This is a genomic window from uncultured Flavobacterium sp., from assembly GCF_951805225.1.
Classification (GTDB): Bacteria; Bacteroidota; Bacteroidia; order Flavobacteriales; family Flavobacteriaceae; genus Flavobacterium.
Map to the genome: position 1 here is coordinate 5,318,840 of NZ_OX638201.1, position 25,742 is coordinate 5,344,581.

Here is a 25,742-nt window from a genome sequence, read left to right on the forward strand (position 1 = left end):
CGCAATAGATATCGGTTTGTTGCGTACCTACGGCACGCTAAATCTATTCTAATTTATAATTTCTACCGACATTTAATGCCTAACGGCACAGTTAATTCGCATAAATTAAAAAATAATTTTAATACTCAATTTTTGAGTAATTTAATTGATTTTTATTTTCACATTTCTATTCCCAAATTGTAATACGATTAAATTATGGAGGTTAAAAAAATCAATTTTCTAAAAAGCTACAGCAGTGTATTGTTGCTTTTGGGCGGTATTACACTCGGCAGTATTTTTGGGTTAGTTTTTAAAGAAAAAGTTGCTGTCATAAAACCTATTGGAGATATATTCTTAAACTTGCTTTTCACGGCAATTATTCCGCTTGTTTTCTTTACAATAACGTCCTCTATCGCCAATCTGGAAAAAACAGAAAAGCTGGGAAGATTATTTGTTATAATGATTGCCGTTTTTTTAGGAACACTTCTTATTTCGGCTATTGTTATGATTATCGCCGTTTCTCTTTTTCCTATTCATGAGAACATTATAATTACTAAAATTCCGCTTGAGAATATTAAATCCGGAAGTGTTGGTGATCAAATAGCGCAATTGCTTACGACAAATGATTTTTATGAATTGTTGTCTCGAAAAAGTATGTTGGCACTTATTATCTTTTCTTTTTTAATAGGATTTGCAACTTTGCAGTCAGGAGAAAAAGGAAATGCTTTCAAAAGTTTTCTGGACTCCGGAAACGAAGTTATGAAACAGCTTTTGACTATGATTATGAAATTAGCGCCAATAGGTTTAGGAGCTTATTTCGCTTATCAGGTTAGTTATTACGGTCCGCAATTATTTGGAGTTTACGCAAAACCATTAGGAGTTTATTATGCAGCTTGTGTGTTTTATTTCTTTGTGTTTTTTAGTTTATATGCTTTATTGGCTGGAGGAAAAAGAGCTTTTGTAGTTTTTTGGAGCAATAATATCACGCCTTCATTAACGGCAATTGGAACTTGCAGCAGTATTGCAACGATTCCGGCAAATTTGGTCGCAGCCGAAAAAATGGGAATCCCAAAACATGTTCGGAATTTAGTTATTCCGCTTGGAGCACCTTTGCATAAAGACGGATCTAGTATGTCGTCGATCTTAAAAATAACTTTTCTTTTTGCCATGTTTGGAAAAGATTTTACTTCACCGTCAACCATACTTTTGGCATTAGGAATTACGATAATCGTATCAATTGTCGAAGGCGGAATCCCAAACGGAGGTTATATAGGAGAAGTTTTAGCCATTACCGTTTATGGTTTACCAATGGAACAAGCTTTGCCGGTTGCCATGATTCTAGGAACTCTTGTTGATCCAATCGCAACTTTATTAAATGCGAATGGCGATGTGATTTGTTCTATGATGGTCTCGCGATTCTCTGAAAAAACAAAGTGGTAAACTAGCTTTAGATAATAAAATCCAATCAAATTTATATAATATTAGTGTTAATCCGCTTAATCTGCATGATCTGTGGGCTTTTCTCGCAGTCACTTTGATTAAGCATATAAAATTTATTTAAAATGAATGCAGTACTTCAGCATGATCTAGATGATATCGAAAATATTCTTAATCAGGCAAAACAACAAGGAATTGACTTTTTGAATAATCTTGAAAACATTCCAACTTCTAAAAAAGAGTCAATTGATCCAACAAGAGATTTAAATGAATCAGGTTTAGGATCATTAGCAACTTTAGAAGAATTTAAAGAACGATTAGCGCCTTTGATGGTTGCTTCTCCAGGACCAAGATATTTAGGTTTTGTAACCGGAGGATCAACACCGGCTTCTCTTGCAGGAGATTGGTTATCTTCGGTTTATGATCAAAATACACAATCTATAAAAGCACAAGGAGGAAATTCGGCATTAATAGAATTTGAAACAATCCATTTATTATTACAATTATTAAGATTGCCAGATTCTTTTTTGGGCGGATTTGTAACTGGCGCAACAATGTCTAATTTTACCTGTTTGGGAGTTGCAAGACAATGGTTCGGGAATCAATTAGGGAAAGATTTTGCCAAAAACGGAATTTCTGAAACCATAAATATTCTGACTGCAACACCACATTCTTCTTCTGTAAAAACGTTGGCAATGTTAGGCATCGGAAGTAATAACTATACCACAATCAAAACTGTTGAAGGCAATCGAGAATCTATAGATATAATTGATTTAGAAGAAAACATTAAAAAGTTAAACGGAAAACCTTTTGTATTGATTTCGAGTGCAGGAACGGTAAATACGGCTGATTTTGATGATTTTAAAGCTATTTCAAAACTAAAAGAAAAATACAAATTCTGGTGGCATATCGACGCTGCTTTTGGTGGATTTGCTGCTGTTTCAGAAAAATACAAACATCTTGTTGAAGGTTGGGAAGGAGCAGACAGTATTACCATTGATTGTCATAAATGGCTAAATGTTCCTTATGAAAGTGCTTTTTATTTGATTAAAAAAGAACATGCAAGTTTACAGATTGAGACTTTTCAGAATTCGAATGCACCTTATTTAGGCAATCCGTTAGAAAATTTTAATTACCTGAATGTATTACCAGAAAACTCACGTCGTTTGCGTGCATTGCCAGTTTGGTTTTCTTTATTAGCTTATGGAAAAGAAGGTTTTCAGGACATTATAGAAAATAGTGCGCACTTGGCTTTGCACTTTGGAAACGAACTTATCGAAAATGGAAATTTTGAACTTCTGGCGCCAATTCGATTGAATAATGTTTGCTTTACTTTAAAAGGAAATCATAATCAGGAAAAAGTAAGTGAGTTTTTGACTCGTTTAAATGATAGAGGAAAAGTATTTATGACGCCAACAGTATATCAAAATCGCAAAGGAATTCGAGCGTCTTTTGTGAATTGGCGCACAACAGAAAATGACGTTAAAATCATAATGGAAGAATTAAAAGAAACAATCTTGGATCTGGAAATATAATATAATCTACAATTTTTTTAAAGCCCGCTTATTTGATAAGCGGGCTTTTTTTATGGGTGAATTTTAGTTTTCATTAAAATTACTCTTAAATTTTTTAACTTTTAGGATGGTTTATTTTAAGCAAATCTTAATTTAAATTTAATTATTTGTTAAGGATGTATATATTTTTTATTGATTCTTCGATTTAAAAGTTAATTATAATTTTTATTTAGAATAATTAAAAATAACTTGGAAAAACTCTTTCGAGAGCCTAATTTTGTTGCTAATTTAATTTTCAAATCAAAACTTAAATCATGCACATAAGTAGATTATTGCTCTTGATTACCATTTTTTTTACTTCACTTCAAGGGTATTCGCAAAAAAACAAAGTAAACTTAACCGGGGTTATTGTAACTAATCTAGGAAAACCCGCTGAAGGAGTTTCGGTAGCACTAAAAGGAACGCAATACGCAACTTTGACAAACTCAAAAGGAGAATATAAAATCAGTGCCGATGCAGGTAATTATATTTTGTCTGTTACTCATGTTGGTTACAAGACGACAGAAATGGCAATTTATTTAAAACAAGACGGAAAATCTACTCAGAATATTACAATGGAAGAAGATATGGCCGCTTTAAGCGAAGTTGCTGTAACAGGAAAATCTAAAGTACAACGAGCACGTGAACAGGCGTATAATATTACGGCAATCGATCTGAGAAAGACATACAATACTTCTGCTGATTTAAATCAGGTTTTGAATAAAACTACAGGAGTTCGTATTCGTGAATATGGAGGTTTAGGATCTGCTTTTAACTTTTCTCTGAACGGGTTTTCAGGAAATCAAGTGAAATTTTTTCTGGACGGAGTTCCAATGGATAGTTATGGTTCTGCGCTTACGCTGAATAATATTCCCGTAAATATGGCCGAAAGAATTGATGTTTACAAAGGAGTTGTTCCTATAGAATTAGGTGCAGATGCTTTGGGCGGTGCGGTTAATATTGTTACTAATAAAAATGTAAGCCGTTATGTTGACGCTTCTTACAGTTATGGTTCGTTTAATACGAACAGAGCTGCTGTTAATACCAGATTTTCTGGCAGAGACGGTTTTATTGCGAATATAAACGCGTTTGCAAATTACTCAGACAACGATTATAAAGTAGATGTAAGTGTTGTCGATAAAAACACATCAAAGTTTTTGCCTGAACAAAAATACAAGCACTTTCACGATGGCTATAAATCAGGAACGATAATGGCTGAAGCAGGTTTTAAGAACAAAAGCTTTGCTGATTATTTGCTTGTTGGTTTTACTATGGCCGGAAATAAAAAAGAAATTCAACAAGGCAGAACAATGCAAAGAGTAGTTGGACAAGCTTTTACAGATAGCGAAAGTTTTATTACTTCATTAAAATTTAAAAAAAGCGACCTTTTTACTAAAGGATTAACATTGAACATTAATAGTACTTATGCTTTAGTAAATAATCGTTCAGTAGATACGTCTTCAAGAGTTTATGACTGGACAGGAAATTATGTGTACAGACAATTTGCAGGAGCGAATGATAAAGGCGAATTAGGGAACAAAACGATCTATGTTTATGATGAGGCGAATGCGCAGGTGACAACAAATTTAAAATATCAGCTTAATGAGCAACATTCGATCGCTGTAAATTATTCTTATCTGGGATATAAACGAAAAGCAACCGATGAATATTTGAAAGTAGTAGAACTTGGAGAACCAACTATTGATAAAAACATTTTAGGATTAGGCTATAATTTTAGTGGTTTAGACAATAGATTGGCGATTTCAGGATTTGGAAAAATGTTTGATCTCTCTACCAAAATGATTTCTAATACTATCAGTCAATCTACTTCGTCAACGAATTATGGTTATGGAGCTACGGCAGCGTATCATTTGACAGATAAATTTCAGATAAAAGGATCTTACGAACACACTTATCGTTTGCCATCGGCTACAGAAATGCTTGGAGACGGTTTAACAATAAACAGCAACATAGGATTAAAACCGGAAAGTAGCGATAATGCAAATTTAGGATTGGCATTTATTACTCAAAGAAATAAAAATCAGTTTGCTGCAGAGACAAGTTTGATTTACAGAGAAGCCAAAGATTTTATCCGCGAAAAGCAAGATGGAGATAAAACTGTTTTTGAAAATCTTCAAAACGTACAAATAACTGGTATTGATGGAGTTCTTAAATATGGATTTAAAGATTTACTGACTTTTGAAGTAAACGGAACTTATCAAAAAAGTCTCAATAAAAACAAATACAAAACAGGAACTACGAGTCCGGATGCATTGTATGATGCGCAATTGCCAAACGTTCCAATTTTCTACGGAAATGCTGATTTGACTTTTAATTTCAAAAATATCAAATATAAGGATGACAGACTTTCTCTAAATGTAAGTGCAAATTATATAGATGCTTTTTACCTGACCTGGCCGGTTTTAGGAAGTTTAGATACTAAAAAATCAATTCCGGAGCAATTCACTCAAAATGCAATGGTTGCGTATTCTTTTTTGAACGGAAAATACAATCTGGCTTTTGAATGCCGAAATATTACAGATGTAAAAGTGTACGATTATTTCAAAGTTCAAAAACCCGGACGTGCATTTTCAGTAAAGTTCAGATACTTTCTTCAGTAATTCAATTTTAATAATAACCCTTAATAATTATAATCATGTTTGTAAACAAATTCGCAAAATGCTTTGCATTGGCTTTTCTGTCCTTAACTATTTTTTCATGCAGCAGTGATGATGCACCAAAAGACGATACGCCAGCTGTAAATGGTACTAAATATGTTGCCTCTTATTGGTTGGCAGATTATACGCAGTATATATTAGATTTTACTTCTACAGATCAATTAATGACTGGAGAAATTAGTGCAAAAGGAGTAGGAATTGAACAAGACGGAAGTTGTTTTCCTGCAAATAATACATTTTTTGCATTAAGCACAAATGACGAAGGATCAGTTTCATTTCACCTTAATACTACCGGAAAATTAGTAGCCGGAGATAAACTTGCTTTCGAATCATCTTATGCTGTTGGTTATACAGATGATAAAAAAATGATCAATATTGGTGCAACCTGGGATGGTAGTTCATCAGATTATGAATTGATGATTTACAATCCAACAACGGTTTCTATTGATGGAAGAAAATTCAATGATTTTACAGTTTCTCCAGAGAATAAAAAAGTATTATACTGGCCAACCGGAGCTGCAGTTTCCGGAGATAAACTTTTTGTACCGGTTTATATTAAAGATGTTTCTGATGGAACAAACAAAGTATTGTCATCTGATGCTATTGTAAGAGTTTACAAATATCCATCTTTAGAATATGTAACGACAATAAAAGATACGAGAACAACCGCTATCGGAATGTATTATACTAATACAGGAATTGTACAAACGGAGTCAGGAGATATTTATACATTCTCTTCTAATGCTCGTGCTGGTGGATATCCTGTTAAAACTGTTACTTCGGGTGTTTTACGTATTAAAAAAGGAGATGCAAAATTTGATCCAGGTTACTTCTTTGACCTTGAAGCAAGTACTTTAAAAGGAAAAGTTTTGGCTGCATATCCGTTAGGAGGAGAAAAAGTTTTTATCTCTTATATTCCTAATGATGTAGATGCTGTAAATGCAGTATATAGTTTCCTGAATACAAAAACAATTTTTAAATCTGCAATTCTTGATTTATCAGCTAAAACAATTGTAGCTGTTACAGGATTACCTGATCACGGAGGAGATGAATTCTTTGGATTAAGCAGTATGTTTGTTGAAAACGGAAAAGCGTACAAAAGTTTCGTAACAGGCGATCAGGCTCGTGTATATCAAATAGATATTGCAACGGGAACTGCAAAAGCCGGAGCACTTATCAAAGAAGGTCTTTATTTGCCAGCGATTGGTAAATTGACTTACTAAATTAATTTTTTATAATTGGCTTGAGGTATTATTTCGGTAATCCTCAGGCCATTTTATGTATTACTTAAAAGCATTATTCTTTTCAAATTATACTTCGATGAATATTTTTAAAAGCCGTTCCAGTAAACCACCCAATAAAGGAAAATCACGTTTTAGTAAAATCAATGCCTGGCTGCATTTGTGGCTTGGATTGGGTTCCGGAATAATTGTGTTTATTATGGCAATTACAGGTTGCATTTTGGTTTTTGAACACGAAATAAAACAGTTGACATCACCTTGGTTAAATGTTGAAGCTCAAAGTCCGGAGAAATTATTACCGCCTTCTCAAATTTATGCTGCTGTTCATAAAGTTTTACCCAATAAAGAAATTCATGGCGTTTGGTATAATGGTTTAGATAAATCAGTTAAAGTCGATATAGAATCGGATTCGCTGATTTATGTAAATCCTTATAACGGTAAAATCACCGGAATGGTAGATCATGAAGACTTTTTTCATATTGTCGATGAAGGACATCGTAATCTTTGGCTGGATCGAGAAATTGGATCGCAAATAACAGCTTGGGCAACGTTTATTTTCTTCTTTTTGCTTATAAGCGGACTTATACTTTGGTTTCCGAAAAAATGGAATAAAACAACCCGAAATAGTAGTTTTAAAATTAAATGGGATGCCAAATTCAAACGCCTCAATTATGATTTACATAACGTTATGGGATTTTACGCGCTCATTTTGGCGGTGCTTATTTCCTTTACAGGATTATTAATGAGTTTTCACTGGCTTCGCGAAAGTACGTATTGGATCAGCGGAGGTTGGGCAGATGAAAAGGATAAAAAAGAACAAGTTGTTTCTGTTAAAAAAGACACTTTATCCAAACAACAAATAGATAAGTTGGCTGCCGCCGATTTTATTTGGAAGAAAGTGAGAACAGAAATTGCTAAAGAAAACAAAGAAGCTGTAATAATTCATTTTCCAGATGATCCAAAAGAAGATTTTTATGCCTGCACAGATATGCACAAAGGCATTTGGAGAGATTTATATTTTGATTCTAAAACGCTTGAATTACTTCCAAATTCTCAAAAATACATCAACAACGAACGTTTTTCAGATTGGTTAATGCGCTCTAATTATAGCCTTCATATTGGCGCAATAGGAGGAATTTCGACCAAGATTATATATTTCACCGCCAGTTTAATATGCGCGAGTTTACCCATTACAGGATTTTATATTTGGTGGGGAAGAAAGAAAAAACAGAAACCAAAAGCTTAATGCTTATTTGATTTTCAGTACTTTTTGTTAGTTAGTTTCTAAAGTCTTTTGTGAGAAGTAATATTCTTCAAAAGACTTTTTCTTGTTTAAGATTACAGGATAATAATTGTCAGACTGAGCGAAGTCGAAGTCCCGCAACGTGATTCAGCATACGGGACTTCGACTTCGCTCAGTCTGACAAAACTGTGCTTAAATGCCAATCGTATAAAATAAAAAATCAGCATTAATCCGTTTAAACCAGTATCATCCGCGTGCCATTCTCAGCAATCGTTTAATTTATATATAAAAATAAAAAGAGCCTGCTAACTACAAACAGGCTCTTTCATTCAAAAAAAAAACAAAAACAAGGAAACCAAAGATTCAAAATATTATATCCTATAGGTAAAGGCTATTGTTGCAATGCGGTTATCAAGATCATATCTTTTATTGATGCTTGTTTGAGCGATAACCGAATTAATGTGAAAATTATTTGTGTTGAAAATATCAGTAATATTCAATTTGATATTTCCTTTATTAGACAAAACCTGTTTCGAAATTCCGATACTAAAATCGAAGAAAGCATCTCTTTCATAAATGCCAAGATTAGATTTTGACTGATATTGTGCGTTTGCTTCGGCTTTCCAGCTTTCAGTTATCGTAAAAGAGTTTTGCACGCTTAAATTCAAAGTAACAATTGGGTCGATTTTGTCTGTATTTACGACATTCCCCATAAATTTATTTTCGAAAATATTGAAAAGCGTATTTACAGACCACCATTTATAAATTTCGGCAGTATTAGTAATATTAGCTCCATAATTATACGATTTGTCCACATTAATTTGTGAAGTTACCGTTGTGTTATTCGCTGGATTATATACATATACTTCTGTAAAAACATCTTTGGTTTTGCTGAAATATAAAGAAGCCATAAAAGCACTTTTCCACGAATATCCAATCTCAGTTGAATGTGTAATCTCCGGAACCAAATTTGGATTTCCCTGAGAATAGTTAAATGAATCATCATAAAATCGGAACGGATTCAAATCAAACTGACTTGGTCTGTTGATTCTTTTGCTGTAAGAAGCATGTAACGAATGATTTGAACTTAATTCATATTTTAAAGAAATACTCGGAAACCATTTTAAATAATCGTCTTTATGTTCTTCATTTAAGGTTTTCTGCAAAATATTTATAGCAGTATATTCCGTTCTTAAACCACCTTGAATATTGAAGTTTTCGAGTTGGTATTTATAATTGGCATAAGCCGCATAAATTTGTTCTTTATACTCAAAATGATTGGTCGAATTAAGATCAATAATCCATTGATTGTTGTCTTTGTATTCATAAACAGATGGATTGTCATTGTTTTTGACACTGGCTTTAAAACCCCATTCTATAGATTGTTTTTCTTTTAAAGGATTTGTAAAATCGACTTTTCCGGTAAAAACTTTCAATTGTGACGGAATAAAACCTCTTCGGTCATTGATCGCATTTGCATTTGACGGATCTATATTTACAGCGCTCTGAAACTGATTCGATCTGAATTTTGAAGTTTCATATTCAAAATCAAAAGACATATTTTTCCCTTCGGTATTAAATTTATGAACACCTGAAAAAGCATATGTATAATCGTTCCATTTTTCTTTACTATCATTATAAGTAGAAGCGTCAAATTGCACTTGATCCATAGCATTAACCAATGTATTTCTACCGTTTGCAATGTTTTCGTAGCGCCCAAGTTTTGCGTCAACATATACTTCCAGATTCGTTTTAGGAGAAACTTCATAAGTCGTTCCTATCTTAAAATTGTTCGAAGTCAAAGGTTCGTCAGTAGTTGATGTTTGATGATTTTTTGTCGAAATTGTTTGACGAGTATTATCCGTATATTGATTCTGATCGAATTCTTTACGTTCCTCTTCGCCTCTAAAAGTGTAGCTGTAGTTTCCGTAAACGCCAAATTTCTCTTTATTATAACTAAGATTTACACCTGAATTGGTTCTGTTTTTTCGACCTCTTCCATAATTGGTAAAAACCGTTCCTTTAAGACCGCCGGCATTTGGTTTTTTTAGAATAATGTTGATAATTCCGGCTTTTCCGGTGGCATCATATTTAGACGAAGGATTCGTAATAACTTCAATTTGTTTAATGTTTGATGAGGTTGTAGATTTTAAATAATTGGCAAGTTCTTTTTGCGAAAGTTGCGTTAATTTGCCATTAATCATTACGCCAACGCCTTGTTGTCCGCGAATCGATAATTCGCCATCTTGAGATACAACAACTCCCGGAGCGCGCGATAAAACGTCTAAAGCAGTTCCGCCTTCAGAAACAATACTGTTTTCGACGTTAAAAACTAATCTGTCTGATTTTTGAGTATATAAAACTTTCTTTTTTGTAATAACAATTTCATCTAAAACATTGATCGAGGTTTCGACAATGCTGTCGTTTTCTTTTTCGGTCTGAGAGAATCCATAGACTGAAAATGCGAGCATGATAGATGTTAGAATATTCTTCATTATATATTGATTGATTTTTTTGGATGTGGATTTTGATGTAATTTTTATTCGAAAAGAAGAAATTCGTTTTAGTAGAACTTTCTACATTAAAACTATTTGTTCGAGTTTATCTGAAATTGTATTTAGAAGAAGTGAAAAGTAATTTAATAGCTTAGAAAAATTATTTTTTATAAAGTCGAATGCTGATAACATGTCAGGAAATTTAGAGTTTCAGAGTTCAAATATAACACTATTTATATTAAGTCTAAATAAATATAGTTAAAATTTGCAACAAGAAATTCTAACAAGCTGATAGTTAGTTGTTCGTGATTTCGTAAAAAAGTAAAAAGTTTAGAATAAAAGGAGAATTTTGGCGGTAAAGCCAGTAAAAATAAGACTTAACGCTTCGGGAAAAAGCAACGAAGAGAAATGGTATTTAATAAAAAAGCAATTCATTCCAGAATAGAATAAATTGCTTTTTTGTCTGTAAAACCGAGACTGTAAATTAAAACTACTTCGTAATTTCTCTAAAAACAGCTTCCAGGTTTTTATTCTTTTGATTTAATTGAAGTGTTTTTAACCCATTTTCGTTAGCGAAATCAAATATTGCAGGACGCATATCTTTTTCGGCAACAAAAGTTAATTCCCAAGTCATATCGTGAATGTTTATATAAGAAGTAATATTTGGGAGTTTTGCCAAAAGTTGTTCTTGGATTTGATAGTCAAATTCTACTTCGATAACTTGTTCTTTATTTTCAGATACTAAATGGTCTAATTTTTTATCGGCAACAATTTCTCCTTTGTCAATAATAATGACACGATCACAAATAGCTTCGACTTCCTGCATAATGTGAGTGGATAAAAAAACGGTCTTATCCTTACCAACATTTTTAATTACATTTCGAATTTCCATTAACTGATTCGGGTCCAGTCCAGTAGTTGGTTCATCCAGAATTAAAACATCAGGATTGTGCAGTAAAGCGTTGGCAAGTCCCACACGTTGGCGATATCCTTTAGACAATTGTCCAATTTTTTTATGACTTTCCGGTGTCAGTCCTGTCAGTTGAACAACTTCTTCAATTCTTGATTTTGGCACGTTATAAACATCAGCATTAAAAGCCAAATACTCACGAACATACAAATCCAAATACAACGGATTATGCTCTGGTAAATATCCAATCGAGCGTTGAACTTCTTTAGCGTTTGTCATGACATCGTGACCATTTACAAGGGCTGAGCCGTCATCTGACAATAAATAAGTGGTCAAAATTTTCATTAAAGTAGATTTTCCTGCACCATTTGGACCAAGAAAACCAACAATTTCTCCTTTCTGAATCGAAAATGAAATTGAATTTAGAGCTTTTTGAGTTCCGTAACTTTTTGATATGTTGTTTACTTCTATCGACATGACTTTTTATTTGCTACAAAAGTAAACAGAAATACGCTCGATTGCTACATTTTTATCTTTTAAAGAAATCATAAAAAAAACTTAAGAGCCAATAACCACGGCACCGTTATTGTTAAAAGGAAAGTAAATTAAAAAATAATTACAATGAAAAAAATTCTAGTGATGGCTGCATTGGCTATCTGCAGTTTTGCAAACGCTCAAAAAGGAACAATCTTAGTAGGTGGAAACATCGGGTACACTTCTGAGAAATCAGAATTCCAATTTGGTGAAACAACAAAAAATTCATTTAGCTTTTCTCCTAAAGTTGGTTACCAATTTAACGACAACTGGACTGTTGGAGGTGAATTTACAGTAGCTTCTGCTAAAAACGAAACTGGAACTACAGAAATTAAAAATAATAATTTCAAAATAGGAGCATTCGTTCGTTATTCAGTGCCATTAAGCCAAACTTTCTCTATTTTTGCTGATATGGGTGCTGGTTTTCAAAATGCTAAGTATAAAGAATACGGTCCTGGAAATGCTTACGCAAAATCTAAAGCAGATGGTATGTATGTAGGTGTAACTCCAGCTCTTTTTATTAACATGAAAAAAGGTTTTGGTCTTAACTTCAGTATTGGTGGTTTAGGTTACGAAACATTGAGTTATGATAATAACGGACCAGATGTTAGTAAATTCTACTTCAATTTTGGACAAACATTTAACATTGGAGTTTCTAAAAACTTCTAATCTTAAGTTTTATATTCAATTTCAGAAAAGCATTCGCCGCGGCGGATGCTTTTTTTTTTATAGAAAAGAGATTTAAATAAACTTCTTTGTCTTTAAATTATAAACCCTCTATTTAGAGGGTTTTGTTTTTTATAAAAAATCACCAAAAGTGGGTATTGTGGTTCCTATTTAATCTCCCTAGTATTACATTCTTAAAAATAAGTTAAAACTTACAATTTTTTAATTTGTTTTTTATCATGTAATACCAAAATATGAAAAATCACTACTTACTATTCTTATTTCTTTTTCCTCTATTAATACAATCTCAGGATATTCTCTGGGAAAAAACTTATGGAGGTATTCACGCCGATTATCTTTTTGATGCTCAGCCTACAGCAGACTATGGTTTTATTTTGGCGGGAAGTTCCTTGTCTGATAAAACCGGTAATAAAGAAGGTAACAATAATGGCGATCTGGATTACTGGATCTGGAAAATGAGCGAAGGCGGAGAACTTGATTGGCAGAAAAGTTTTGGCGGAAGCGGATTTGATTTACTGCAAAGTATTAAGAATACCAGAGATGGCGGTTTTATCCTTGCCGGAACTTCTAATTCTACAAATGATTTTCAAAAAAAAGATCCCTGCAAAGGAGCTACTGATTTTTGGGTAATAAAACTAGACGCAACAGGAATAGAACAATGGCAAAGAACTATTGGAGGAAATGGTCAGGATGAACTTTTATGTGCTTTTCAGATCAAAGACGGAGGCTATATGTTGGGCGGTTCATCATCTTCAAGTCCAGAAATAGCAGAGGATTTAATACCGAGAACATCTTCGTTAGAAAAACCAGATCTCTATAATAAATCAGAAAAAAGTCGTGGTAATATGGATTACTGGATCGTAAAACTGGATAAAACAGGAACGATAGAATGGCAAAAAACATACGGAGGAGAATATGCAGATATATTAAGAAGTATGGAGCAAACTACAGACGGCGGATATATTTTGGGCGGATATTCTAATTCGCCGGAATCTGGAGACAAAACAGAAGCTCTTAAAGGAATAGGTGATTACTGGGTTTTAAAAATCAACAATATAGGTGTAATCGAATGGCAGAGAAGTTACGGAGGTAATGGAGATAATCAATTGTATGTAATTCATCAAACAGAAGATGGCGGTTATATAGCAGGAGGAAATTCGAATAGTACCAGTCCGCTTACTTCATTAGGTGGCATTGTTAGTAATGGTACAGATTATTGGGTTTTAAAATTAGATGAAAAAGGAGCAGTTGTATGGAGTAAAACTTATGATTTTGGCAAGACAGATATTTTGACCTCACTAATTGAAAATACAGATGGAACTTATTTAGTTGGAGGATATTCTCAGAAAGAAGATGTTTCAAGAGAAGGAATAATAGGCAAAGTGACAGGAGTTGTAAAAAAGAATAAAGAAGAAGGTTATATCGCTTTGAAAATTGACGAAAAAGGCGAAGAAATCTGGAAGAAAACCATAGGAAGTAACGGAGAAGATGTGTTGCAAAAATTGTTTGAAACCCGAGATGGCGGATATCTGATGGCTGGAACATCAAAATCAAGTGCTTCAAAGAATAAAAAATCCAGTATTGGCGGCAATGATTTTTGGGTCGTAAAAGTAAAAGACAAATTAAAACCAGAGAAGCTCAAAAGAAAAAGTATAGAAGCCATACCCAATCCTGTGGTCACATACACGAATATTATTATAGGATACGAGTATGAAACAGGTACTGCAACTGTAGTAGATATCTCTGGCAGAATGCTGCAACATTTTAATATATCAGGCCAAACTATTCCGGTTGATTTAAGCCGCTATGCAGAGGGTATTTATGTGATCAATATAAAGACAAATGTGCAGAGTGATGGGGTGAAAGTGATTAGGAAAGGGAAAATGTAACAACATAATTTTTATATCAAAATTCTAATGAGAATCGAAAAAATATTAAAACCACGAAATTATTATTTGATGTTACTTTTAATAAGTATGATTTCAAATGGGCAAGTAACAAAAGATTTGCCAAATTATTTTCCGGTTAGTCCCAATGCTGCTTCATTTGCTAAACAAGGCATTTTTCCTGTCGATTATTCTACTGGGAAAATAAACATCATTATTCCGCTTTATACGATTAAAACAAAAGAAGTAACAGTTCCAATTGATCTAAACTATAATAGTGCTGGAATACAATTAGATGAACTTGCTTCCTGGGCTGGTTTAGGATGGAATTTAAATGCCGGAGGTGCCGTAATTAGAAATGTAAAGGGCGTACCTGATAATGGAGTTGGTGTACCTGATATAACTAATACACCTTTTACTGCAAGTGGTTACAACGAATTATACAAGCAATATAATCCGTATTCATCAATTATATCTGATACCGCTTATGATGAATTTATTATAAATGCTCCCGGTTTATCAGGAACTTTTTATTTTGTAAACAATAAAGCAGTTTTTAAAGATTTACAAAATACGGTGGTTAAAACTTTAGTAAACAATAATCAGTTATTAAGCAAAACTCCAACATTAGAAATAACAAAAGATGATGGAACGGTTTATCGTTTCGGAAGAGCTCTTGATGGTTATGATGCTAATGAAATAGTTCATAATACTTCGGATACTTATAAATCTGATTATATTTCGGTGTGGTATCTGACTGAAATAATTCCGCCAAGCAGCACTGATATAATATCTTTCAAATATAAAGTACTTGACAATACAAGTGATTATGCGATTGTAATTGGGGAACAATTAGCAGATAATGATATTACGAGTAACATTACTCCTTCTTTAAAATCAGTTTTCCCCGATAGATCGAGTTCGAATAAGCAATTCTTGACTGCTATAAACTTTAACAATGGAGTCGTTGAGTTTGTTTCTTCTCAAAATAGGTTGGATTTAACAGAAGATTATAAACTTGACAAAATAAGTGTATTCAGCCTTAAAGGTGCAGTAAAAACTTTGATTCAGGAATATGGTTTTGTATTTGATTATTATTTAAGAAGTAGAGGATTTACGACATCTCAACCTCCTACATTGAGCGACAATGTTACCTATTCTTATACTTCTGCGAGAAATATTGCAAGTAGAAATAAATCATTAAAATTGACTCAAATTACAAACAATATCCTCAATGTTAAGCACATTTTTGAATATGATGAAACGGAATTACCTTTAAGAGGAACCACCAGAAAAGATTATTGGGGGTATATCAATACTAATAATGGGAACTTGTCGCCTCCAACTTTTATAAATCGATTTTCTCCTTATGGTGCGCCAGGTATCTCTTATATAGTGGGTAATGGTGATCGAACTGCTAACGAGAATGCGATGAAATCGGGTATTCTTAAAAAAATAACCTATCCGGAAGGAGGTCATTCTATTTTTGAATATGAAACAAACAGATATTTTGAGAATATTGCAACTCCAACTGTAGTTTATAAATCTGCAACTGCTGTGGCTTATGGCAGTGGTTGTAGTTACGATGCAGGTCCTTCAACACAAACGATTTCTTTTACTCCATCATCAACTTATGTTGGAGGAAGCGGAAAAATAACCTACGGTTTTACGAATGCAACAAAAGAAGTTGGATCGAATACAAAAGTAACTTTTGATTCAAATACCTATTTTAGACCTGCTCCTGTCGGCTCGAGTTATCCTTCTGGAGGAGGAACTATAGCTGCTGATTTTGGAGCTCATACTCACACACTGGGGGCATACGAATATCGAACAGGAAATATGGGAGCTGCAGGATGTCCTTCTAGTTATATTACAGCAAGCTGGAACGAAATTAGTAATCCGGGAATACCTGTATTAACACCAAAATTAGTTGGGGGATTACGAATAGTATCTATCAAAAGCTATGATGGTAAAAATGCCAGCCCTGTTTTTACAAAATTATATCAATATGCAAATGAAAACCCATTAGTTAAAGAAGGTAATGGAACTTATGTAAGAGGAATATTTTATGCAAACGTAAAATCAGATGTTATTCCTGTTTTTTCAACGTCTGCTATTTTCGATAACAATAACAGTGGCTCTGCTGCTATTACTTATGGTAAAGTTACAGAAACAGATTATAATACACAGAATAGAACACAGAACGGCAAAACCGAATATTTTTATGAAAACATAGCTTTAAACCGCATGTTTGATATAAATGCGGGAAACTTACCTACTCTATTTAAAAGTCCATCTTTTAATATAGCTCAGGCATACGACATAGGTTTGCCTATAAATTCTTTAACCAATTTTGCTTTTTTTAAAAATGATCAATGGAATCAGGGATCTTTGATTAGGACAAATATTTATAAAAATGGAGAAACGGCAAATACATTCAAAATCGTAAAAAGTATTGTTAATCAATATACTGTATTAAAAGAGTCAGCACTCCGTTACAATATTATTTTTAATAATTATCCAACTCCTACGCTTCCTGGAGATTATCCGGTTTCGTTTAATCTGCCTTATGTTCAAGGAAGTGATTTTTATTCAGGTATGTTTTATTATGCAGTTGGACAAACTTCTCAAGGCAAAAAACAGATTACAAAAACTATTGAAACGGACTATGATATAAATGAAGCTGCAACGATTGAAAAAATTACGACTTACAGTTATGAGAACCCAGTACATTATCAAATAACAAATGCGGAAACATTCATTAGTAAGAGCGAAATTATCAAAAACAAATACTATTATCCGCAAGATCCTGAAATGGCAAGCGAGCCTTTTGTAAAGGAATTAATTGCAGCAAACAGAATTGCAACACCTCTAAATACGCAAGTTTTTAAAGATAAAAACAAATTATCTGAGCAAAAAACAGTCTATGAGAAAAGTGTAACTACAAGCAACTTGTTATTGCCGAAATATATTCTTGAAAACAAAGGAGCGGCGACTTTAGCCGTTGCTACAGACAAAAAAATCACTTTTAATCAATACGATGATAAAGGCAATGCGCTGCAATATACACCTGAAAGCGGCATACCTGTGTCCATTATTTGGGGGTATAATAAAACTTTGGCTGTTGTCAAAATTGAAAACATTGCATACACCAGTATCCCGATAAGTCTGATAAATGATTTAACAACAGCATCTTCAAATACCGGAACAGAGGCACAAATGGCTGCGGTAATAAAAAAGTTGTATCAGGATCCGGGATTAGCTAACACAATGATTACGGGTTATACCTATAAACCTCTTATTGGAGTAACCTCAGTAACAGACTCCAAAGGATTAATTACATTTTATGAATACGACAGTTTCAACAGATTGCAATTTGTAAAAGACGCAGACGGTAATTTACTTTCTGAAAACCAATATCACTATAAAGAATAGCACCATGATAAAAGATATATCCAATTTTATAGTTGTTTTATTGGTTTTTATACCTGTAGTATTAAAAGCTCAGACACCGGCAACGATAAGTAAATCCAATTATACCGTTAATGCTGCAACAGGTCCCGTCACATTAATTGCCAGCGAGAGTATAACTCTTGGTCCCAATACATTCATACAAGCCGGAAGCACTTTTACAGCCAAAATAAATTCAGTCGCTGAGGATATTGCTATTCTTGTAGTTCCGTCTATTTCTAAAAGCGAAAATTATATATACAGCCGTATTTTTCAAACTCCAATGACTACCGTTAACGGAATTAAAAACAATAGAGATATAGAGGAAAGTATTGTTTATTTTGATGGATTAGGCAGACCAGTTCAAAAAAATGTAATTCGTCAAGGCGGAGACGTTTCAGATATTATAACACATATAGAGTACGATGGATTTGGCAGACAAGTAAAAGAATATCTGCCTTTCTCTCTTGCTAATACCGGTAGTGCTTATTCAAGAATGAGCTCGCAAGATGCTCTAAATAATGTTTTAAGTTTTTATAATACCGATAAATACAGCAAAACTTCAAATCCATTTTCTGAAAAGCGATTTGAGCCCTCGTCACTTAATCGAGTATTAGAACAAGCAGCACCAGGAAACGATTGGGCGATGACTAATACCCCAAAAAACACTATAAAATTTGAGTACCAGACCAATCGCTCCGGCGATGCAGTAAAATTATATAAGACAACTACAACTTGGCAAGAAGGTCAGGGTTTGTATGATATTGCTTTTTTAGATGCAGGACCTTATGCGGAATATGAATTGTACAAAAATGTAATTTATGATGAGAACTCCGGAGTCAATCCAAGTGAATCTGCTGGCTCAACAATAGAATTTAAAAATAAAGAAGGACAGATCGTTTTAAAAAGAACCTACAACGCAGGACTTAAACACGATACCTATTATGTTTATGATATATATGGAAATCTGACTTATGTATTACCGCCAAAAGCAGACGGAGCAATAAATCTGACAGTTTTAGACGGACTATGTTATCAGTATAAATATGACAATAGAAGTCGTTTAGTCGAAAAGAAATTACCGGGTAAACAATGGGAGTTTATTGTTTATGACAAATTAGACAGACCAGTAGCTACAGGCCCTGCATTTTCGCCCTTTGCAACAGATAAAACAGCAGGTTGGCTTATTACTAAATACGATATTCTTGGTCGACCTATTTATACAGGTTGGAGCGCTCAAAGTGTTAATAAAGACGTTAGGAATTCCTTACAAGGAGCTCAAAATTCTGCAACCATTTTGTTTGAAACTAAAAAAGCCTACACTATCGATGGTATTGCTACAAATTATAATAATATTATAGCTCCAACTAGTTTTAAACTCTTAACAGTTAATTATTACGACGATTATACTTTTCCCGGAGCTCAGGCAATGCCAGCTACAATTATAGGACAAAAAAGTTTAATAAATGCTAGAGGACTTGCTACAGGAAGCTGGACAAGAGTCCTTACAACGGCTTCATCTACAACAGGAGAAACAGTCACCATTTTTTATGATAGTAGAGGAAGAGCAATAAGCAATTATATAAAAAATCATTTAGGAGGAATCAGCCATATAGATAACGAAATTGATTTTATAGGAAAACCTCTAAGCAGCATAACAGAATATCAACAGTTAAGTGGAGGAACAAAAATTACAGTAGATGAAAAATTTGTTTACTCAGCTCAAAATCGTTTACTAACGCATACACATCAAATTAACAAAGGAACAATACAGCTTTTGGTTAGTAATGATTATGATGCATTAGGGCAGCTTGTTGGTAAAAAAGTAGGGAATATTGAAGGGAGTCCTTTGCAGAAAATAGACTACAACTACAATATAAGAGGTTGGCTGACTGAGATTAATAAAACTACTAATTTGCAACAAGGTTCAGATCCGAGAGATTTATTTGCATTCAAAATAAACTATAATACGATTGAAGCAAATTCATCTGTTACCAAGACACTTTATAATGGAAATATAGCCGAAACTTTTTGGACATCAAATTCAGACGGCGGTATTTTGCGTGGTTATGGTTATCAATACGACCAGTTAAACAGATTGAAAAATGCCACTTATCAAACACCAAAACTTACCGATAATAAAAACTATTTTGGAGAGAGCATAGACTATGATAAAAACGGAAATATTAATAAGTTGCAACGCAAGTTTATGGCTGGAACAATAAGTAATCCTTATGCAGATGATATGGATAATCTGGGGTATTTTTACCTTAATAATTCTAATCATCTGATGAAAGTAACAGATACTACAAACAACCCGCAAGGATTCAAAGATGATAGTAATGGCTATAATGATACCGAAGATGATTACGCCTATGATGACAACGGAAACCTTATCAAAGATCAAAACAAAAACATCACCGAAATAACCTATAATCATCTCAACTTACCTAAGAAAATTACATTTGGCACAACTGGCAATATTGAGTATATTTATAATGCATTGGGGCAGAAACTCGAGAAAATTGTAACAGAAAAAGGAGTTGTCACTAATACGAAATATTTAAACGGTTTTCAGTATGAGAATAATGTATTACAGTTTTTTCCAACGGCAGAAGGATATGTAAAAAACACCAGTACAAATCCAGCAACAAATGTTTTTCAATACGTATTTAATTATTTAGATCATTTAGGAAATGTTCGGGTAAGTTATACTAAAAATCCAACAACAAATAAAGTTGAGATTCTGGATGAAAGTAATTATTATCCTTTTGGCTTTAAGCATCAAGGATATAATGATTATTTGCCAAATATTAATAAGTATAAGTACAACGGCAAGGAACTACAAGAAGAGCTAGGTCTCAATATGTATGACTTTGGAGCGCGTAACTATGACCCGGCAATTGGTAGATGGATGAATATTGATCCTTTAGCGGAAAAATCTCGTAGATTTAATCCATATACGTATGCTCTAAATAATCCGGTATACTTTATTGATCCAGATGGGATGATGGCTAAACCAACTCCATTGGAGGCTGCATTAATGGCAAAACATGTTTATGCTGATAAAAATGATAAAGTAGAATTACAAGGTGGATGGAAAGTTTCAAATGCAGGGAAAGGATTAGATTTGAATAATGAAAGTGGTCTTAAATCAGGGGTATATGAAAGAACTGTTGATGGAAAAACAGAATATACATATGCAACAGCTGGAACAGAAAATGGTAAAGATTGGAAAAATAATGGGCAACAATTAGCTGGAGGTTCTGAACAATATAGAGAATCAGTACTAAATGCAAGGGACTTAAAGAAGGAAATAGGTAATGCAGAATTAACATTTACTGGACATTCATTAGGAGGTGGTCTTGCAGAAGCTAATTCAGTTGCGACTGGTGATAGTGCAATTACCTTCAACGCTGCAGGTGTAAGTCCTCTTACAGCGAGCAAATCTTCTTCTAATACAGATGCTTATATTATGACAACAGATCCACTGAATGGAATTCAGCAGATAATTAATTCTTCATTGATTCCGACAGCTGGAGGAGAAAAATATTTTTTAAGTCCTAGAAATGCAAGTGGAATCTATAACGGGCATAGTATTAATTCCATTATAGATTCGTTATCTCAACCAACAGCAATTCAAAGTATGTGGAATACTATAAAACAAGCTGTAACACCACCAAACTTTTAAAATTTTAACTATGAAAAATATAAAAATTATTTTACTATCTTTTTTGTTTATATGCTGCTATGATAGAGAAGCGAAAATTAATAATAAGGAACTTACAGGTCACGACTTTAGACTTTTTCAAGGCACAGCTGTTTGGATTTTAGCCAAAGCAGTTGAAGATGAGGATTCTGTAACTATGAAAAAAATAATTTTAAAGGAAAAGCCAAACCTCGACTTTAAAGAGTCAAAATTTGGAAATACTTTACTAATGTTGGCTGTAGTAAATAATAAATATGACAGTGCGAAGATATTATTGGATGCAGGAGCAAGTCCTAATACATCTGATACTTTTCGTGGAACAACAGCTATCATAGACGCTGCAGGCAATGATGACCCTAAATATTTAAAACTTTTATTAAGTCATGGAGGAAATCCTAATGCTTTAGAAAACGTACAAGTAAAAGAAAATGATTCAGCTCGGACTACTGCATTAAGCAAAGCAATTTCTAATTTAGATCCTGCTAGTCTTGAAAAAGTTAAGCTTTTAGTTGAGGCTGGAGCAGATATGAATTACTCTAATGAAGGTAATCCAGCATATACAACTTTACCCCTTGGAGCAGCGTTTAAACAAGACAAGTTAGATGTTGCATTATATCTTTTACAGAAAGGTGCCGATTATAAAAAGATCATGTACGTAATGGTTGACAATCACAAAGTATACATTTTAGAAGCATTACGAAAATGTACAATTGATTTAGAATCGAAACAGTATAAAAGCAAACTCGAAGTAATTCAATTCTTAAAAGAAAAAGGTTTAGACTACAGTAAAGAACCTATTCCTGAATATATTTTAAAGGATATTAAAAAGAAGTATCCGAAAGATTGGGAAGATTATATTAAAAAATATTAGGTAGTATATAATATCCAACATCGCCGCTTCTCACGAATCCTATCAAAGTAATGATAGGTGTAAGGAATGGTAAAAATTTAGTTAAAACAAGAATAGTTCCAATAAAGTAATATTATGTTATTAAGAAAATTAAAAGAATTACTTTGTAAAGCATTGTCAATGTCAGGAAATGAGAGAGTATTACACATAAATAGATTTCAAAATATAGTTTGGGATAATGGTTCTTTAGGAGAAGAGGAGCTTAATGATATTTTAACAGATATAGCTTATCTATTAGAATTTTATGAGTCGAATGAGATTTGGCGAAAAGAATCTCGAAAGTATTATGGAGATGAACAATTAGAATATATTTTGAAAAAAGGAATAGAAAAAATTGAACTTTACGTTAAAAAAAAATCTAAATAAAATTCAACGCTCCCGCACGAATTCTTTCGTGTGACAAAACGAGATAATCCAGAAAGAAGATTTTTGTTGAGGTTCCGTAAATATAATTAAAACAAAATGCCAACATTCGTGAAGTCGAAAACAATCATAACTACAAGAATTTCGACTCCACTTGTTGGCGCTAAAAAACAAAAATATATCTAATTAAAATAATTATTTTACAGTGGTTTCAACAGCTGCTCTCATTTCCTGAGCTGCTGCAACCATTTCGATTAAAGCCTTTTTGGTTTCATCCCAATGACGTGTTTTTAAACCACAATCAGGATTTACCCATAATTGATCTACCGGAATAACTGCTGAAGCTTTTTCTAGCAAACGAACCATTTCGGAGCTTGAAGGAACACGCGGCGAATGAATGTCGTAAATTCCTGGTCCAATCTCGTTTGGATATTTAAAATTAGCAAAAGCATCTAAAAGTTCCATTTGTGAACGTGAACATTCGATCGTAATAACATCAGCATCCATGTCAGCGATATTTTGGATAATGTCGTTGAACTCGCTGTAACACATATGCGTATGAATTTGTGTATCGTCATTTACACCGGATGCAGAAATACGGAATGCTTTTACAGCCCAATCCAGATAATTTGCCCATTCTTCTTTTCTCAAAGGCAAACCTTCGCGAATTGCAGGTTCATCAATTTGTATGATTTTAATTCCTGCTTTTTCTAAGTCAACTACTTCATCGCGAATTGCCAAAGCAATCTGTGTACAAGTCTCAGAACGCGGTTGATCATTACGAACAAACGACCATTGCAAAATAGTTACAGGTCCTGTAAGCATCCCTTTTACCCATTTTGGAGTTAGGGATTGTGCAAATTTTGACCATTTTACTGTCATTGGGTTTGGTCTTGAAACATCACCATAAATAACCGGAGGTTTCACGCAACGACTTCCGTAGCTTTGAACCCAACCATTTTTGGTAAAAGTAAAACCGGCTAATTGTTCACCAAAATACTCCACCATATCATTACGTTCGAATTCTCCGTGAACTAAAACATCGATTCCAATCTCTTCCTGAAAACGAATTGTAGCTTCAGTTTCTTTTTCGATCAAATCATTGTATTGCTCCGTTGATAATTCACCTTTTTTAAATTTCGCTCTCCAGCTTCTCACTTCAGCTGTTTGAGGGAAAGATCCAATAGTTGTTGTTGGAAATAAAGGAAGATTTAAAGCTTCAATTTGACTTTTTCTTCGGATAACAAAAGTACTTTTACGCTTATCGTCAGTCGAAGTAATATTGGCAACTCTTGTTTTTACTTCATTATTATGAATCAATTTTGAAGTTTTACGATTTTCGTTTGCAATTCTATTTCTTTCAAAATCGATAGAGTTTTTAACATCAATTTCGTTAGAGGCTAACTTTTTTAATATAATAATTTCGTTGATTTTTTGTTTAGAAAAAGCGAGCCATTGTTTGATTTCAGGAGTTAAAGTAACATCATTTGTTTCTAAATCTAAATCGCATGGACTGTGAATTAAAGAACAAGATGGCGCAACCAAAATTCGATTTTCTCCCAAAGCTTCAGTTGCTTTTTTTATTAGATTCAAAGAGTTTTTGAAATCATTTTTCCAGATATTTCTTCCGTCAACAACTCCCAGAGAAAGATTTACTGTTGGATTTAGTTTTCCTGATTCTAAAATATCATTTAATTGCAAAGGACAACGAACTAAATCTAAGTGGAAAGTGTCAACAGGTAAAGCTAAAGCGGTTGCTAAGTTTTCTCCAAAACAATCAAAATAATTAGCCAGAATGATTTTGATTTTCGGGAAGCGAATGTTAATTTCATTATATACTTCCGTAAACGTGTTTTTTTCTTTATCAGTTAAATTTAAAGCTAAGAAAGGTTCGTCAAGCTGAATATATTCAACGTTTTCTGCTTGTAATTTTTCGAAAATTTCGAAGTAAACAGGAAGTAATTTATCAATAAGATCAATTCGGTGAAAACCTTCTTCTTTTTCTTTTCCTAAAAGTAAATAAGAAATTGGTCCAATTAAAACTGGTTTTGTAGCAATTTTTAAAGCATTTGCTTCTTTGAATTCATCGATTATTTTTTCTGAAAACAATTCAAATTTTTGATTCTTAGTAAATTCAGGAACAATATAATGATAGTTGGTATCGAACCATTTTGTCATTTCCATTGCTACAACATCCTGACCGTCTTTTTGTGCACCTCTTGCCATTGCAAAGTACAAATCTATAGCCGAATTTGTTTTTGCCAATTCGCTGTAGCGCGCTGGAATTGCACCTAAAGTTAAAGTTAAATCAAGCACTTGATCATAAAAAGAAAAGTCATTAGACGGAATCAAATCTACTCCGGCTTCAGATTGTAAATGCCAGTTTCTACGACGGATATCTTTTCCGGTTTCGATAAGTTCATCAACAGAAATTTTTCCTGCCCAATACAATTCAGAGGCTTTTTTTAATTCTCTGTTGCTGCCAATTCTTGGGTAACCTAAATTATTTGTTTTCATTTTTATTTAAGTATTTTTTACTGAACAAATTTATTGTATTAGATTTTAAAACTTATATTTGGTTGTTATTTAAGTAAATAGTCTATTAAAAATGATTTTTTGAAGATTATATTACTGTTAAAATCTTTTAAAAGGCATTTTGGCCGTAAA

Annotated in this window: 14 protein-coding genes; 11 read left to right on the plus strand and 3 right to left on the minus strand. The window is 33.3% G+C overall.

What is annotated here, in order from left to right:
* Positions 1 to 195: 195 nt before the first annotated feature.
* The 5 genes from WN975_RS22225 to WN975_RS22245 all read left to right on the plus strand — a co-directional run bounded on the left by WN975_RS22225 (position 196) and on the right by WN975_RS22245 (position 8,134).
* Positions 196 to 1,419, plus strand: coding sequence for a dicarboxylate/amino acid:cation symporter (locus WN975_RS22225; protein ID WP_337968391.1), 1,224 nt, complete (start codon positions 196 to 198; stop codon positions 1,417 to 1,419).
* Positions 1,420 to 1,541: 122 nt separating this feature from the next.
* A complete protein-coding gene (locus WN975_RS22230) occupies positions 1,542 to 2,951 on the plus strand; it encodes a pyridoxal-dependent decarboxylase (RefSeq protein ID WP_337968392.1) in 1,410 nt (469 codons plus the stop codon).
* Between the two features lie 293 nt (positions 2,952 to 3,244).
* Positions 3,245 to 5,590, plus strand: coding sequence for a TonB-dependent receptor (locus WN975_RS22235; protein ID WP_337968393.1), 2,346 nt, complete (start codon positions 3,245 to 3,247; stop codon positions 5,588 to 5,590).
* A gap of 35 nt (positions 5,591 to 5,625) precedes the next feature.
* Complete coding sequence (locus WN975_RS22240; RefSeq protein WP_337968394.1) at positions 5,626 to 6,870, plus strand: DUF4374 domain-containing protein; 1,245 nt, start codon at positions 5,626 to 5,628, stop codon at positions 6,868 to 6,870.
* 97 nt (positions 6,871 to 6,967) lie between these two features.
* Complete coding sequence (locus WN975_RS22245; protein ID WP_337968395.1) at positions 6,968 to 8,134, plus strand: PepSY-associated TM helix domain-containing protein; 1,167 nt, start codon at positions 6,968 to 6,970, stop codon at positions 8,132 to 8,134.
* A gap of 368 nt (positions 8,135 to 8,502) precedes the next feature.
* On the opposite strand, the gene WN975_RS22250 is transcribed toward WN975_RS22245, so the two are convergent.
* The gene (locus WN975_RS22250; protein ID WP_337968396.1) at positions 8,503 to 10,626 is read right to left on the minus strand and encodes a TonB-dependent receptor; all 2,124 of its coding nucleotides are present in this window, start codon (positions 10,624 to 10,626) and stop codon (positions 8,503 to 8,505) included.
* Positions 10,627 to 11,116: 490 nt separating this feature from the next.
* Positions 11,117 to 12,013 (minus strand): gliding motility-associated ABC transporter ATP-binding subunit GldA, encoded by an 897-nt coding sequence (gene gldA / locus WN975_RS22255; protein ID WP_337968397.1) that lies wholly within the window; start codon positions 12,011 to 12,013, stop codon positions 11,117 to 11,119.
* 144 nt (positions 12,014 to 12,157) lie between these two features.
* Between gldA and WN975_RS22260 the strand changes: the two genes are divergently transcribed.
* The 6 genes from WN975_RS22260 to WN975_RS22285 all read left to right on the plus strand — a co-directional run bounded on the left by WN975_RS22260 (position 12,158) and on the right by WN975_RS22285 (position 23,078).
* Entirely contained in the window at positions 12,158 to 12,739 is a 582-nt protein-coding gene (locus WN975_RS22260; protein WP_337968398.1) for an outer membrane beta-barrel protein, read from the plus strand.
* 251 nt (positions 12,740 to 12,990) lie between these two features.
* A complete protein-coding gene (locus WN975_RS22265; RefSeq protein WP_337968399.1) occupies positions 12,991 to 14,646 on the plus strand; it encodes a T9SS type A sorting domain-containing protein in 1,656 nt (551 codons plus the stop codon).
* 27 nt (positions 14,647 to 14,673) lie between these two features.
* On the plus strand, positions 14,674 to 18,078 hold the full coding sequence (locus WN975_RS22270; RefSeq protein ID WP_337968400.1) for an RHS repeat domain-containing protein: 3,405 nt from the start codon (positions 14,674 to 14,676) through the stop codon (positions 18,076 to 18,078).
* Between the two features lie 4 nt (positions 18,079 to 18,082).
* Positions 18,083 to 21,784 carry a DUF6443 domain-containing protein gene (locus WN975_RS22275; protein WP_337968401.1) on the plus strand — a complete coding sequence of 1,234 codons (3,702 nt, stop codon included), beginning with the start codon at positions 18,083 to 18,085 and terminating at the stop codon, positions 21,782 to 21,784.
* 10 nt (positions 21,785 to 21,794) lie between these two features.
* A complete protein-coding gene (locus WN975_RS22280; RefSeq protein WP_337968402.1) occupies positions 21,795 to 22,673 on the plus strand; it encodes an ankyrin repeat domain-containing protein in 879 nt (292 codons plus the stop codon).
* 114 nt (positions 22,674 to 22,787) lie between these two features.
* Positions 22,788 to 23,078: a hypothetical protein gene (locus tag WN975_RS22285; RefSeq protein ID WP_337968403.1), complete on the plus strand. Its 291-nt coding sequence runs from the start codon at positions 22,788 to 22,790 to the stop codon at positions 23,076 to 23,078.
* A 192-nt stretch (positions 23,079 to 23,270) separates the two neighbouring features.
* Here WN975_RS22285 and metE read toward each other — a convergent pair whose 3' ends face one another.
* Positions 23,271 to 25,592: a 5-methyltetrahydropteroyltriglutamate--homocysteine S-methyltransferase gene (gene metE, locus WN975_RS22290; protein ID WP_337968404.1), complete on the minus strand. Its 2,322-nt coding sequence runs from the start codon at positions 25,590 to 25,592 to the stop codon at positions 23,271 to 23,273.
* Between the last annotated feature and the right edge of the window lie 150 nt (positions 25,593 to 25,742).